Origin of the sequence: Rhodopseudomonas sp. (genome assembly GCF_036404135.1) — a bacterium.
Lineage (GTDB): Bacteria > Pseudomonadota > Alphaproteobacteria > Rhizobiales > Xanthobacteraceae > Rhodopseudomonas_A.
Map to the genome: position 1 here is coordinate 161351 of NZ_DASWPE010000098.1, position 11883 is coordinate 173233.

15 protein-coding genes are annotated in these 11883 nt (G+C 58.6%); 4 read left to right on the forward strand and 11 right to left on the reverse strand.

The window, feature by feature from the left end; translation table 11 throughout:
- Positions 1 to 166: 166 nt before the first annotated feature.
- Positions 167 to 2077: a ParB/RepB/Spo0J family partition protein gene (locus VGC77_RS12445; RefSeq protein WP_331171879.1), complete on the reverse strand. Its 1911-nt coding sequence runs from the start codon at positions 2075 to 2077 to the stop codon at positions 167 to 169.
- A gap of 488 nt (positions 2078 to 2565) precedes the next feature.
- Here VGC77_RS12445 and VGC77_RS12450 point away from each other — a divergent pair, with 488 nt between their 5' ends.
- Positions 2566 to 3057: a hypothetical protein gene (locus tag VGC77_RS12450; protein WP_331171880.1), complete on the forward strand. Its 492-nt coding sequence runs from the start codon at positions 2566 to 2568 to the stop codon at positions 3055 to 3057.
- A 69-nt stretch (positions 3058 to 3126) separates the two neighbouring features.
- Positions 3127 to 3540, forward strand: coding sequence for a hypothetical protein (locus VGC77_RS12455; RefSeq protein ID WP_331171881.1), 414 nt, complete (start codon positions 3127 to 3129; stop codon positions 3538 to 3540).
- A gap of 200 nt (positions 3541 to 3740) precedes the next feature.
- On the opposite strand, the gene VGC77_RS12460 is transcribed toward VGC77_RS12455, so the two are convergent.
- From VGC77_RS12460 to VGC77_RS12480, 5 genes are all read right to left on the reverse strand, one after another.
- Positions 3741 to 3935, reverse strand: coding sequence for a hypothetical protein (locus tag VGC77_RS12460; RefSeq protein ID WP_331171882.1), 195 nt, complete (start codon positions 3933 to 3935; stop codon positions 3741 to 3743).
- Between the two features lie 159 nt (positions 3936 to 4094).
- The gene (locus VGC77_RS12465) at positions 4095 to 5186 is read right to left on the reverse strand and encodes a hypothetical protein (protein ID WP_331171883.1); all 1092 of its coding nucleotides are present in this window, start codon (positions 5184 to 5186) and stop codon (positions 4095 to 4097) included.
- Between the two features lie 26 nt (positions 5187 to 5212).
- Positions 5213 to 5515 carry a hypothetical protein gene (locus tag VGC77_RS12470; RefSeq protein WP_331171884.1) on the reverse strand — a complete coding sequence of 101 codons (303 nt, stop codon included), beginning with the start codon at positions 5513 to 5515 and terminating at the stop codon, positions 5213 to 5215.
- A gap of 16 nt (positions 5516 to 5531) precedes the next feature.
- Entirely contained in the window at positions 5532 to 5822 is a 291-nt protein-coding gene (locus VGC77_RS12475) for a DUF3892 domain-containing protein (RefSeq protein ID WP_331171885.1), read from the reverse strand.
- A 5-nt stretch (positions 5823 to 5827) separates the two neighbouring features.
- Positions 5828 to 6040 carry a hypothetical protein gene (locus VGC77_RS12480; protein WP_331171886.1) on the reverse strand — a complete coding sequence of 71 codons (213 nt, stop codon included), beginning with the start codon at positions 6038 to 6040 and terminating at the stop codon, positions 5828 to 5830.
- 116 nt (positions 6041 to 6156) lie between these two features.
- Here VGC77_RS12480 and VGC77_RS12485 point away from each other — a divergent pair, with 116 nt between their 5' ends.
- Together VGC77_RS12485 and VGC77_RS12490 are read left to right on the forward strand one after the other, a co-directional pair.
- Entirely contained in the window at positions 6157 to 6510 is a 354-nt protein-coding gene (locus tag VGC77_RS12485) for a helix-turn-helix transcriptional regulator (protein WP_331171887.1), read from the forward strand.
- Complete coding sequence (locus tag VGC77_RS12490; protein ID WP_331171888.1) at positions 6507 to 7397, forward strand: ImmA/IrrE family metallo-endopeptidase; 891 nt, start codon at positions 6507 to 6509, stop codon at positions 7395 to 7397. Before VGC77_RS12485 ends, VGC77_RS12490 begins: the two co-directional genes overlap by 4 nt.
- Before the next feature lie 24 nt (positions 7398 to 7421).
- Here VGC77_RS12490 and VGC77_RS12495 read toward each other — a convergent pair whose 3' ends face one another.
- From VGC77_RS12495 to VGC77_RS12515, 5 genes are all read right to left on the reverse strand, one after another.
- Complete coding sequence (locus tag VGC77_RS12495) at positions 7422 to 7997, reverse strand: Fic/DOC family protein (RefSeq protein ID WP_331171889.1); 576 nt, start codon at positions 7995 to 7997, stop codon at positions 7422 to 7424.
- Between the two features lie 6 nt (positions 7998 to 8003).
- A complete protein-coding gene (locus VGC77_RS12500) occupies positions 8004 to 8204 on the reverse strand; it encodes a hypothetical protein (protein WP_331171890.1) in 201 nt (66 codons plus the stop codon).
- 432 nt (positions 8205 to 8636) lie between these two features.
- A complete protein-coding gene (locus VGC77_RS12505; RefSeq protein WP_331171891.1) occupies positions 8637 to 9845 on the reverse strand; it encodes a site-specific integrase in 1209 nt (402 codons plus the stop codon).
- Between the two features lie 474 nt (positions 9846 to 10319).
- The gene (locus VGC77_RS12510) at positions 10320 to 10940 is read right to left on the reverse strand and encodes a 2-hydroxychromene-2-carboxylate isomerase (RefSeq protein WP_331171892.1); all 621 of its coding nucleotides are present in this window, start codon (positions 10938 to 10940) and stop codon (positions 10320 to 10322) included.
- A gap of 156 nt (positions 10941 to 11096) precedes the next feature.
- On the reverse strand, positions 11097 to 11804 hold the full coding sequence (locus tag VGC77_RS12515) for a glutathione S-transferase N-terminal domain-containing protein (RefSeq protein WP_331171893.1): 708 nt from the start codon (positions 11802 to 11804) through the stop codon (positions 11097 to 11099).
- Positions 11805 to 11883: the final 79 nt, after the last annotated feature.

Below are 11883 nucleotides of genomic sequence, written 5' to 3' on the forward strand. Positions count from 1 at the left end.
GAAGTGCAGGTTCGACTAGCTTTCAGCAGTCTGCCAACAATAAATGTGCCACCTACCCGGCTTCCCTCGGGTTGCGGGTTCCGCTGCGCGCTATGGACGCGCAGCGGATTTTTCGCAAACGAGAAGGGGCCGCAAACGCGGCCCCTTCTATTGCGCGGTGCGACCGCTAAGCGGCGGCGCAATTGGCGTCGGCGCCACGTTGCGGCAACCGCAACAGCTTCGGCAACCACCGTTTGTCCGCCAGTAACCGCTCTGCCGCTTCCGCCATGGCGGGCTTCTTCAACTCCACCAGTTGCTGCGCCGCCTGCTCGGAGACCCCTTCGCGAACAGCTTCAAGAATAGCAGCCTTGGTGACCTGCCAAAGGTAATTCGCCGCAGTGGGCTGCCAATGCGCGGCCATATCCAGCGAGACCGCTTCAGCGAGCTTTTCAGCGTGTTTGAGGGGTGCGGATAAGTTTCCGCCCGACCGGACGACACTATCGATCGTCAGGGCCGCGCAATGCGCCAACAGCCGCATCAGGCGCTCTTGCGGAAGTGCCTGCAACGCCTCCCACAGGTCCTGCATGCTTTCCGGCAGCCCGAACGCCAGTTCGGCCTGCCGGTCGCTGCACGCGCGGCCTTCCGGGCTTTCATCGATACCGGGCGCATAGCCGGACAGGAACGCGCTGCGCGCGGTGATGTCGAGGCAGCTGACCCGCGTCCCGACGTAGAACGTCGACGCCACCAGCACATGGACTACCGCGAGGAACGCCACGTCGGGACGGGTCGCCACCGCCTCGCGCAACGCCATCGTGCGCTGGGCGGTAAGTTGCGCCACCAGCCTGTCCGGGAGCGTGGTGGAGGTTTCTGCGTGGTTGTCAGGCTCGGCCTCACCTTCGCCAGCCTCACCAGATGCCACGGGTGCCGGGGGTTCATCCGCCTTGCGGATAAACCCGCGCTCGATGCGCAAGCCACCGTCATAGCCCAGTGACACGAACGCCCCGCCTGCCGCGATGTCCGCCGGGTCATACACCGGCTGGCCCTTCAACGCCTCAATGGCCGCGTCCAGTTCGTTCATCCGCGCTTCGGTTTCCGCAGTCAGTTCGTCCCCTTCGGCTGCCGCCGACAGCTGCTCCAGTTCCTCCAACAGCTTGTCAATCTGCGCCTGCACCTCCGCCGCAATCTCCGGGGCATCGGGGTGGACCCGGCGCATGTCGCTGGTGGCCCGGTGGTCGAATTCCGGCGCCACCAGTACCCATGCCCAGCCCTCGGCACGGACGCCTTCGGCTTCACGCTCCAGCTTGCGCAGCACCAGCCGGTCGAGCAACGCCGCATCGGCGAAATATCCGCCATTGTCGGCATCGAACAGGTCGCGCACAATGACGCCGCCCGCCTCGGTGTAGTCCTCGGCGCCGACGAAGCGAGCGCGCCGGTCACCGGAAGGCACCTGCCCCTCGGTCAACGCCCGGCGGATCGCATAGGCGCCCTTATCCCAACCCAAGCCCTGCCACACTTCCTCCTGCCGGGCATGGTCGTCGGTGAGCGTGAACGCCATCACCTGCTCAAGGGTGAGTTCATCGGCCCGGTACGCCTGCAACAGCATCGGGCTGACCGCCGCCAGCTTGAGGCGCTGGCGCACGACCGCCGGGGTGACGCCGAAGCGTGCGGCGATATCCGCCGCCGCCATGCCCTTGTCGTTGTGCAGCGACGCAAAGGCCTCGTATTCGTCGGCCGGATGCATCGCGGTACGGATGATGTTCTCGGCCAGGCTGATTTCCTGCGCATCGTGGCCGGTATCGAGCACGCACCGGATGGGCTCGGCCTTGGTGATCTGCCTGCGCTTGGCGCGCAGCAGCTGCGCCAACCTGCGGCCTTCGCCGATGGTGACAAGGTAGCACCCGGTCTCGCGGCCTGCGTCGTTGCGCTCGGGCTCAACAACGAAGTTTTGCAGCATGCCGTTGGCCTCGATGCTGGCGGCCAAGGCTTCCACTTCCGCCGGGGTGTGCGGCATCTTGCGCACGTTGCGGGGGGATTTTTTGAGCTTGTTGAGCGGCACGAAAATCTCCGTGCCGCTCTTCGGTTTGGTGGTCTTGGTCATGTCTGGTCTCCTTTTCGGGTTTGAGGTTTCAGCGCAAAAGGCGCGCTGAACCTCTGCCCGTCGGCGAGACCGGGGGTGGCAACTGCAAGGGCGGACGCAGACGAGGGGGATCACCCGGTCTGCACAAGCGTTGCGCGGAAGACCGGGGATACGGCTGCGGCCGAGCGCAGCGATCCCTTGCGGGCGCCAGGGGCAGCGCCCCTTAGCACTTCCAGATATTCAACCGATTGGAAAACGAAAAGAGAGGGGCATGGCGCGCACCATAGCGAACCCCATTCTTGGCACGAAGATCGCAGCCGTAGGAGCGTCAGCCTGGCCCCGGGAGGCGGGAACGCGGGATCGACTGCGCCGGCCAAGGGTTCAGCACGACCGATTCCGAGATCGTGGCACAGTGCGCAGCCTTTGTGGCCATGTGTTGCCATAAAGCAACCCTATATTTAAGACTCGACGCTAGAGTTCCCTAACCCGACTTAAAAAGGTTGTTTACATTGAAAACGACCCGCACAGACAAGACGCCAGTATCGCTTGGCGACTATCAGACGCTGACAGCCGAAATCGCGAAGTTTATGCACGTGCGCGTTGCCGCAATATCGAAGTATAAGACAGTTAAGATTATTTTCCTAAAACACGGAAGTAGGGTTACACTCCCCCGTCTAACAAAGACGAGGGACATCATGACTCCAAAAATTTACCGGACACGTTCGAGCAGCTCAGACTCAACCCCCACCAAATTCGTCATTGCAGAATTTGAAGGTGGCGTTACGGGCACTAACAAAACGATGGATGCGACCGTTAGGGAAGAACAGATTCGACGACAAATCGCAAAGAAGGCGGCGGACTGGCGTACCAAGCATGGCGATGTAAAATTCGAAGGAGGCATCTCTGCTTCTGCAGTCAATCGAATTGTTGACCCGGCAGTCGAAGCGGCCCCAACAGCAAAGATCGATATTGCGAAAATTATTGGAGCCAGTCGGCTTTAGTATCAAAACACTCCGATTAATGTCCGTAGGGCTCTTGCAATCGCAAGAGCCCTTTTTTGAAAAGCACTCATGGCACAAGCAGGAAAAGACGGCATTATCGTCGGAATTCGGGATATGGTTGGCGCCACCAGCTCGGTTTCGGTCCAACAGCTGGCCATTTACATTCCGGACACTGATCGCGATGGCAACGAGATAACTGATCACGAAGCCTGGGTCAGCCAAGCATTAGAGTTGCTGAGCATGATCGGAGGAGGAGCTAGTGCCTTCGAAGATGTGCTGGGTGCTTGGCTAAATCCAGAGACGAAGGTGCTCATCCGTGAGTACACCACAATTGTGTATTCTTATGTGAAGCCGCAAAGTTTTATCGATAAGCTTCCTGAGCTTCGCGCCTTCCTGCATGAATTTGGAAGACAGACTAACCAAGGCGAAGTGTTGTTTCATTGGGATGGCGCAGCCTATAGCATCGTAACGTTCGACGGTTAACTGTCGAAACAACAAGACTCTCGACGGCGGCTGGCGAGTGGCGCGCCTCCTTCCGCGAGGGATCGTCACCGAAGGCCGGGACGCTGGCCCGGCGCGCTTGCGCGTAGAGCCCGGTCAGCTTGCTGACGCGCCAAGAACATTACCGCGCAAAATGCGAAATGCCCCCGAGGGGGCACCCGCGATCGCGAGCAGTTCCGAGGTCAGGACTCCTTTTCCCTGCGTTCCCGTATGACCATGCGGCCACTCACCGGAAACGCTGTCAGTTCGACATTGAACCCTTTGCCATCTTCATTTGGCCACGCCGCACCGATCTTGGTCCAGAAGGCGGTCTCGCCTTCCCCAGTTACAACGAAAGCTTCATGACTCGGCTTCTTGGATTTCGATTTGGATGGCATCGTATTTCTCCTGCTGGTTGTCGCCACAAGCGACGGATTCCGGCGGGAGTGAAACGTTTCCTGCGCCGGTTACTTCCGGCTGGCGGTCATCAAGATTCTACGACAACAACCTGGGCGAGAAACACGTTAGTAAAATTGTCTGAACAGAAATGTGGCACTTTATTTCGTTTTCACATCCGCGGGATCAGGAGTTTGCGACGAAAGAACCCGAACCAGTTCTTCAGGCAGACCTGCATAAATCACCTGCCGCTCATTACTTGTGAGAAGCCGCGGACTGAATTGCCGCAAATCGAGGTTTCGAAAATTCATTTCACTTATCGAGTCGTCAAACCTCCGCAAATGAAGCTCGGTCTGATCGGGGGCCGGTTTAGGCCACCCTCCTTTAAGAAAGGAAAGCGAATTTAAGGCGACGCAGCGATGAAAATGCAGTTTGAGCTCGTGATCCGACTTGGACCGCAGGTAGGGATTGCGTCTGTAAGCCAGCTTCCAAGCTTCATGACGCGCCATGGACTCTGGAATATCCTCAATCGACTCGAACTGATCAGGATTACCGGTGACGGGGGTATCTCCCGTTCGAAATTGGGACCATTTTTGGCCAACGACGTCCACGATCTCCATCTTCCACGCTTGCTCGATGGCGGGCATGTTGATTACGTTGACGATCGCAAATGCGATACGGCCGTCAGGCAACTTCTGGAAATGCTTCTCCGAAACGTAAACAACCGCATCAATATTCGAAAATCGCTGGCCCTGAGCCGTTGGCTTCAGCTTGCGATGAACCGCGTGCATGACGACATCAGGGCTGAATTCATCGACCTGGGAGTTGAGAATCACACAGATGGAAACGGAATTCTTGCGCGGATTGCGAGCCAGGTACTCACTAAACTGCTGACTAGCCTTGCTCAGGTGGGTTTCAATAGTTTTCGCAAGCTTGTTGAGAATGGCCAGCCTGATTTCATCCCCGTTGCTGAGCTTGCCTAAATCGACACGGCGGGTGCCGTAAAACAATGGCTCTTCATCGGGAATGACCTTCTTCTTGAAGGCGTCGTTTACCCGCTCGTTCTGCTCAGATTCAAGATGCTTCATTTCAATAAGGATGAGATCGCGGTAGCAAGCGAAGTCAGGAAATTTCCCGAGCTTCGCTTCGAGATCTTTCTGATCATCCAGGAGCCGGCCGTGCAGGTGGTGGACAACGAAGTGTGCGAACGCCGCCTGCAAATCCGGGGGGCCGCCGCGGCGCTCAACGTGCATGTCTTCGGTCCTTGGCCCGCTTTCGGCTAGTCTTTGGCCTCAGCCGCAACAATATCACGACGTTGACCTGCGGTCTTCGCCCGCTCAAGAATCGGTTCTCGATACTTCGCTTTCATCTTTGGAATGAGCGGTGCGACGAAGGGATTGTTTCGGTAAGGAGCAACCTTGCCATCGATTGCCGATTCCATGGTTTGGATCGCCGCGTTGATACTTTCTGTGTTCTCCGGGTCGAAGTGCACCGTAGCGAGCTGTCCATCTAGGGACTTAAACGCGCGCTGCGCTTCATCAAGCTGTCTTTGAAGATTATCGAAGCCTGTGACTTTTACCATTGGGCGTTCCCTCGGGTTAGACGGTGCACTCGTTGAGCGCCAGAAGATTATCCTTCCAGATCCCGTCGGCATACGTCTGCAGGAATTTGCGGCCGGCTGGACTCGTACGCACCCCGACCCAAGCCGTGGCATTGCCTTCTCGCGTATAGAACCGGTGCTGCTTGGTTTCGATGAACCGCACCACGTTCGGCACAGTGTCTTCCCACCTGCCGACGCCGTTCGGATTCTGGCCGCCGACGTGGGTGATATGTTCGTGCGGGCTATCGCGATGGGGCTTGGTGACGCAATCGATGCGATAATCGGGCATGTTCGTTACTCCCCCTTGATGATCTTGGAGAGGGACGCACCGTTCCGGTCGCGGAGGGTGTCGAGGCGCATATCGCTCCTGACGCCCGGCGCAAAATCCGGGCCGTAGGTTTTGCGCAGCGTCCCCACCAAGGTGTCCCCACGCTTCTGGCGAATTTCGCCATCAAGATCCCGGCAACGATCATCAAGGCCGGTCTTGCAGTGTCCATCTTTTGACATTTCAGTTCTCCTTTCGTTTCTCCTTGCGCCATGCGATTCCGCCATGGCATAGTTGACGACACCGCCATGATGACTCGAAATGGCGAACCCGTCAATACGTCAATGTCGAAAGCGCCATGAACCCAAGAGAAGATACTGATATCTTTCAGGAAAGACTTAAGCTTGCCCGCGACCTGCGGGCTCTGAGCCAAACCCAGCTCGCGACCAGCGCCGGGCTTCCGGCCAGTTCAGTGTCCCATTTCGAGTCCGGCTCACGAAAGCCGTCGTTCGACAACCTGAAGCGTCTGGCCGGCGCTTTGAGCGTGACGACGGACTACCTGTTAGGCCGATCGGATGTCCCTGATGCATCGGGTTCAGTCGGCCGGCTGCACCGCGACCAGCACAAGCTTAGCTCCGAGGATCTGAAGCTAACGGAGCAATTTGTTGAGATGCTGCTTAAGCGCGGCGCGCAAAAAAAGGATGACGAGTGAGCGCAAAGCCTCGCCTCGCAAGAAAGTCACTGGCGGAAGGATCCGCCAGTCTTGTGTTGCGTGAAATGAAAATCGAAGGACTGCGCGTCGATCCGGCCGACCTTGCGACCCGCAAGGGAATCCTCGTTCAGGCAAAACCCGACACCGCCGCCGGCGTTTCTGGAATGCTGGTAAAGGCCGGTGATGAATTTGGAATCATGTACGCGACCAATATCCCGAGCAAGGGCTTCAAGAAATTTTCAATCGCCCACGAGCTCGGCCACTACTGCATTGACGGCCATTCCGACGCATTACTTGCCAACGGCGTCCATTGTTCCCACGCCGGCTTTCGTTCATCGGATCCATTCGAACAGGAGGCCGATTATTTTGCCGCCGCGCTGCTTATGCCGGAATTGGCTTTTCGCAAGGAAATGAACCGTTACGATCCGGGGCTGGCATGTATCGAGGCGCTCAGAAAGGCTTGTGAAACCTCGCTTACGGCAACCGCCATTCGTTATGCCGGGCTCACCCGCGATGGCGTCGCAGTCATTCTAAGCTCCGGTGAGACGGTCGATTATTGCTTCATGTCCGAAGGACTCAAGGAGGCCAAAGGCATTAGCTGGATACGCAAGGGTACACCTGTTCCGGACGGTACGGTAACATCAGCGTTCAACGCCCGACCAGAGAACGTGCGTACAGGCGAGCGAGACGGCGGTGATGGTCGCCTCAACGATTGGATGGGCGGCGAGCGAACTTATCGCGTTCGCGAAGATGTACTCGGGCTTGGTCAGTATGGCCGCACGCTCACTGTACTAACATGCGAAGGCCTCAGTGCAGAAAAAGAATCTGAATATGATAGCGAAGACGATGAATTGATTGAGAGCTGGACGCCGAAATTCCGCAAATGAAACTGTTTTGGGAATTTTGCGGCTTCAGTCCGAAACAAGTTGCTTGATTAGGGTTGCAAGTGGCGCCTCATCAGCATTGAAGCTCGTAATCATAGCTTTCAAAAACATATCTGGGTCGAAGTCATCGAAATCGAGCGGATGGCCTGCCCTTTCTGCCAACAACAAGAAGAATGAAATCTGCGCGCGGCCATTTCCTTCACGAAAGGCATGTATGGCGTTCAACTCTGCGAGAAAATGTGCTGACTTCTTGGCAAACTCATCTGAAGAGAGGCCTTCTAAGTACTTGTCTTTTTCTAGTTTTTTAAAGAGTTTCTTCGCTTCACTTTCAATGTTCTCGGGGTAGCAGAACATGCTGCCATCCTTGGAGATGCGCACCGTGCGGATCTCTCCTGCCCAGTCATAAACGTCCTGGAAAAGGTGATGGTGAATGGCCTTGAAGTGCTTGAAATCCAGGTCACCGGCGGGAGCTTCATCATCGGCCCTTGCGTCGCTGACTTCAGCCTCGAAATCCGCAAGCTCGGCGGCGTCTCTCAAGTCTAGTTTGTTTTTCAGGACGGTTGTGCCGGGATAGCAGTAGTCGTCGGCGACGGCGTCGTACATCGGAGGCTACGCCTTGCGATAGGCCTTGATGATCGCCTTCCGGCGTTCCTCGGGACTGGAGGCCTTGCTCTTAATGGCCTCGACCTTCCCCTTCATCTTGGGTGAATAAGCTATGCCTTCAACGGCGCTGATTTTCCTGAACCGGGCGCTGCCGATCACGAAGCCGCCCGCCTTGCCCTTTTTCGGTGATGTCTTCTTTGGAGCCATGACGCATTCATATCACGAATCACACCGGATCGCACCTGGTCCCGACATCATCCTGCCGACCGGCGTCACTTTCGATAAGTGGGAGCAAAAAGTTTGGTGCGGGCGGCCGGAATCGAACCGGCACGGGCAATGCCCAACGGATTTTCTTACCAGCTACGGCTTTCGCCGCCGTCATGTGCATGACGTTTGTGGTCTGGACTATCCCTTCACCGTGGCGTTGCCGCTGTAGGTGCTGCCCGTCTAGTCTCTACACCTTCCCCGAAGGGCTTGGCTCGGGATTGCCAGTAAAGGTTTCCCCGAATTTGAGCAGTTCTGCATCCCGGGTTTCCCCGGGAGCACTCAATCTTGGCTTAAGTCCGTTGCGTCTACCAGTTCCGCCACGCCCGCATGCCGGGGTCTTCATAACCCGAGGCGACTCGGCCGCCAAGACAATTACGCCAGTTCGCCCTTGCGCACCTCCTGCACCTCCTTTTTGGGGGGACGGGGTCGACGGACGTTGATGGCCGCCGCATCCAGGCGGGTCTTGATGTGGGAGGCATAATATTTCTCGATCATTTCGACGCTGGTGCGGCAGTTTTTGGCGATCTGGTAAATGTCGGCCCCCTCCATCAACCGCAGGCAGATGTAGGTGTGGCGTAAAGAATAGAACGTCCGCCGCTGTCCTTCGCGGTCGAACTTCAACCCTTCCTCATCCAGGATGCGGTTGAACAGCTCGTGCTGGTAGGTGGGGAAGAGCCGGTCTTCCGGAGATGGCTTGTTGCGCTTTTTCAGGCGCTGGAAAACCGGCACGGCGTTGGCCGTGCTTTTGCAATATCCGACCCCGCGCTTCCCGCGGACCTCGATTTCCAGGATGGTCTCCCCGCTACCGTCGTCGTCCACGACGGTTACATCGCGGTATTCCAGGCGCATGACCTCGTCCGGGCGGAGCCCGGTGTTGGCCATGAACAACACCATGTCGTGAAGCTGTTCGCCTTCCCACTTGTAGCGGTCACGGATGGGGTGCTTGGCCCTCTTTCGCGTGGCCGTATACAACTTTCGGTATTCTTCGGGCGAGAACCACGCCCGGTGCGAGATCTTGGTGTTGAATTTGTAGGGTTCGGACAGGTCCGGCATCGATTTCAGCCAGCCATGCCGCATGGCCGTCTTGAGCGTCTGCCGCAGCGCCACGATTTCCTGGTGGATAGTGCTGCGCGCCGGGGGCTTGCCCCACTTGGCCTTCGCCTTCTCGATCCGGTCGATACGATAGTTCTGAATGGCGCCCGCCGTCACTTCCGACAGCGGCAGCGCCCCGAGGAAGGGGATCAGATAATTGCGCAGACGCCTCTCATGGCCTTTGACGTAAATGGCGTTGCGCTGCCCCTCGGTGATGATGGGAAACTCACGCAAGAACTGTTCTGCGGCGTCTGAGAAGGTCTTTTCGGCATTGACGGCGAGGAGCTTGCCCAGCTCGCCGCGTTTGAACATGCCGCGCAGCTCAAGGTACCAGTCCTCGGCCGCATCCTCGGCCTGGGAGAGCTCTTCTTTCTGGGTTGTCGCCCGGTGCTGCTTCCCACCGATCGACGTCGAGCACTGCCAGAAGCGACCACCTGGCCGCTTGTAGAGCTGAACCTTGCCACCGAGGATCTCGTGCCGTGCTGTCATGTGCGCAATAGCCGGTCATTTGTGGCCGTGCTAACTGTGCTAATAATGTGCTAGCTTTTCGAGATTGTCAATTTCGTTTTAAGTATTTGATTTTATTCGCTATTTCTTGATATCGTGGATCGAAGTTTTCGATTTTAAGTCCCTTGCGTCTACCAATTCCGCCACGTCCGCAGTGTCGTCCAGCCCTGCTGCCGCCTCGGCCGCCGCCCCAGGCTGGACGCGGCACCATCCATAGTCGAGCGCGCGGCGCAAAGCAAAGCCCGCGCGCGACGCCCCCTCAGAGTCTGACCGAAAAAGCGACGAGCAAAATCAGCGGTCTTTGTCATTGCGAGCCGAGGCCGGCGCGCAGCGCCGGCCGAACAGCGAAGCAATCCAGGGGCTGAGCGCGGAGCCCTGGATTGCTTCGTCACAAGAGCTCCTCGCAATGACACGTTGAACGTCTGATTTCATTGATCGCTTTTTCGGTCAGGCTCGTCAGGCGGCGCTGGCGCGGCGGCGCGCCAGCGCCAGCCGAATCAACGGCAGCCGATCGTTGCCGAAATACATGTCGGTGGCGTCGACGAAGATGGTCGGCGAGCCGAAGCCGCCGCGCGCCATCACCTCGTCGGTGTTGGCCTTGAGCTTCTGCTTGATCGCCGGCGCGGCGATGCCGGCCAGGAATTCATCCGGATCGACGCCGAGGCGCAGGCAGATCTCGTGCAGCACGGCGTCCTGCGAAATATCGAGGTCGGCGCCCCAATAGGCCTCGAACACCGCGCGCGCGAACGGCAGCATCGCGCTCGTCCGCTCGCGGTCGAGCCACAGGCAGCCGCGCATCGCTTTGACGCTGTTCACCGGAAACACCCGCGGCGGCATCCTGATCGCGAGCCCGGCGGCGCGCGCCCAATCCGCCAGGTCCTTTTTCATGTAGGCGGCCTTCGCCGGCACCGGCTGATCGCGTTGCGCATAGACGCTGGGATTGATGGCGTTGAAGATGCCGCCGACCAGGATCGGCCGCCACGCAATGGTTTCGCCGAACTCATCGGCCAATGGCTGGATGTTGTGGAAGGCGAGATAGGTCCAGGGGCTCGAGCAGTCGAAGAAGAATTCGATCATCGGGATTTCCTCGATTGATTTGCGCGGTTGATTGAGCCCGTCACCCTGAGGTGCCGTAGCGAAGCGGAGGCCTCGAAGGGCGACGGGGCGTGGCACGCCGCATCCTTCGAGGCTCGCCGAAGACGGCTCGCACCTCAGGATGACGGCGGCCCCACCTCACTGTTGTTGCTGCGCCTGCGCATGCGACGGCGCGTCGACGCCGAACATGATCTTGCGCGCCTGCTGATCCATCGGCTGCGTCTCCTGCTTGCCGACCGCGAGCCCGGCCTGCAATTGCGGCCGCGCCCGCAGCAAAGCGTACCAGCGCTTGAGGTTCGGATAGTCGTCGAGCGAAAGCCCCTGCGCCTTGTGGGTCATGATCCAGGGAAAGCAGGCGATGTCGGCGATCGAGTAGTCGCCGGCGATATAATCGCGCCCGGCGAGCCTGCTATCCAGCACGCCGTACAACCGCTTGGCTTCGCGCATGTAGCGGTCGATCGCATAGGGCAGCTTCTCCGGCGCGTAGAGCAGGAAGTGGCCGTTCTGGCCGAGCATCGGGCCGAGCCCGCCGATCTGCCACATCAGCCATTGCGTCACCTCAAAGCGGCCGCGCAGATCGCGCGGCATGAACAGCCCGGATTTTTCCGCAAGATAGATCAGGATCGCGCCACTCTCGAAGATGGTGATGGGCGCGCCGCCGTCGGCGGGGGCGCGATCGACGATGGTCGGCATCCGGCCGTTCGGATTGAGCTTCAAATAGTCCGGCTGATGCTGGTCGCCGCGGCCGAGCTGCATCGGATGCAGCTCGTAGGGCAGCCCGCATTCCTCCAGCATGATCGAGATCTTCCAGCCGTTCGGCGTCGGCGCGTAATACAATTCGATCATGCGGGGCTCCGTTGTTGCGAGGCACGTTTTGCGCGATCCTAGCCCGGCCGCCGCACCGCCGGCAATGCCGTCGGCGAGG

Excerpts from the sequence above, each read along its gene's own strand:
- VGC77_RS12445 (WP_331171879.1), bottom strand. The coding sequence starts at position 2,077 with ATGACCAAGACCACCAAACCGAAGAGCGGCACGGAGATTTTCGTGCCG.
- VGC77_RS12455 (WP_331171881.1), top strand. The coding sequence starts at position 3,127 with ATGGCACAAGCAGGAAAAGACGGCATTATCGTCGGAATTCGGGATATG.
- VGC77_RS12460 (WP_331171882.1), bottom strand. The coding sequence starts at position 3,935 with ATGCCATCCAAATCGAAATCCAAGAAGCCGAGTCATGAAGCTTTCGTT.
- VGC77_RS12465 (WP_331171883.1), bottom strand. The coding sequence starts at position 5,186 with ATGCACGTTGAGCGCCGCGGCGGCCCCCCGGATTTGCAGGCGGCGTTC.
- VGC77_RS12470 (WP_331171884.1), bottom strand. The coding sequence starts at position 5,515 with ATGGTAAAAGTCACAGGCTTCGATAATCTTCAAAGACAGCTTGATGAA.
- VGC77_RS12475 (WP_331171885.1), bottom strand. The coding sequence starts at position 5,822 with ATGCCCGATTATCGCATCGATTGCGTCACCAAGCCCCATCGCGATAGC.
- VGC77_RS12480 (WP_331171886.1), bottom strand. The coding sequence starts at position 6,040 with ATGTCAAAAGATGGACACTGCAAGACCGGCCTTGATGATCGTTGCCGG.
- VGC77_RS12485 (WP_331171887.1), top strand. The coding sequence starts at position 6,157 with ATGAACCCAAGAGAAGATACTGATATCTTTCAGGAAAGACTTAAGCTT.
- VGC77_RS12495 (WP_331171889.1), bottom strand. The coding sequence starts at position 7,997 with ATGTACGACGCCGTCGCCGACGACTACTGCTATCCCGGCACAACCGTC.
- VGC77_RS12500 (WP_331171890.1), bottom strand. The coding sequence starts at position 8,204 with ATGGCTCCAAAGAAGACATCACCGAAAAAGGGCAAGGCGGGCGGCTTC.
- VGC77_RS12505 (WP_331171891.1), bottom strand. The coding sequence starts at position 9,845 with ATGACAGCACGGCACGAGATCCTCGGTGGCAAGGTTCAGCTCTACAAG.
- VGC77_RS12510 (WP_331171892.1), bottom strand. The coding sequence starts at position 10,940 with ATGATCGAATTCTTCTTCGACTGCTCGAGCCCCTGGACCTATCTCGCC.
- VGC77_RS12515 (WP_331171893.1), bottom strand. The coding sequence starts at position 11,804 with ATGATCGAATTGTATTACGCGCCGACGCCGAACGGCTGGAAGATCTCG.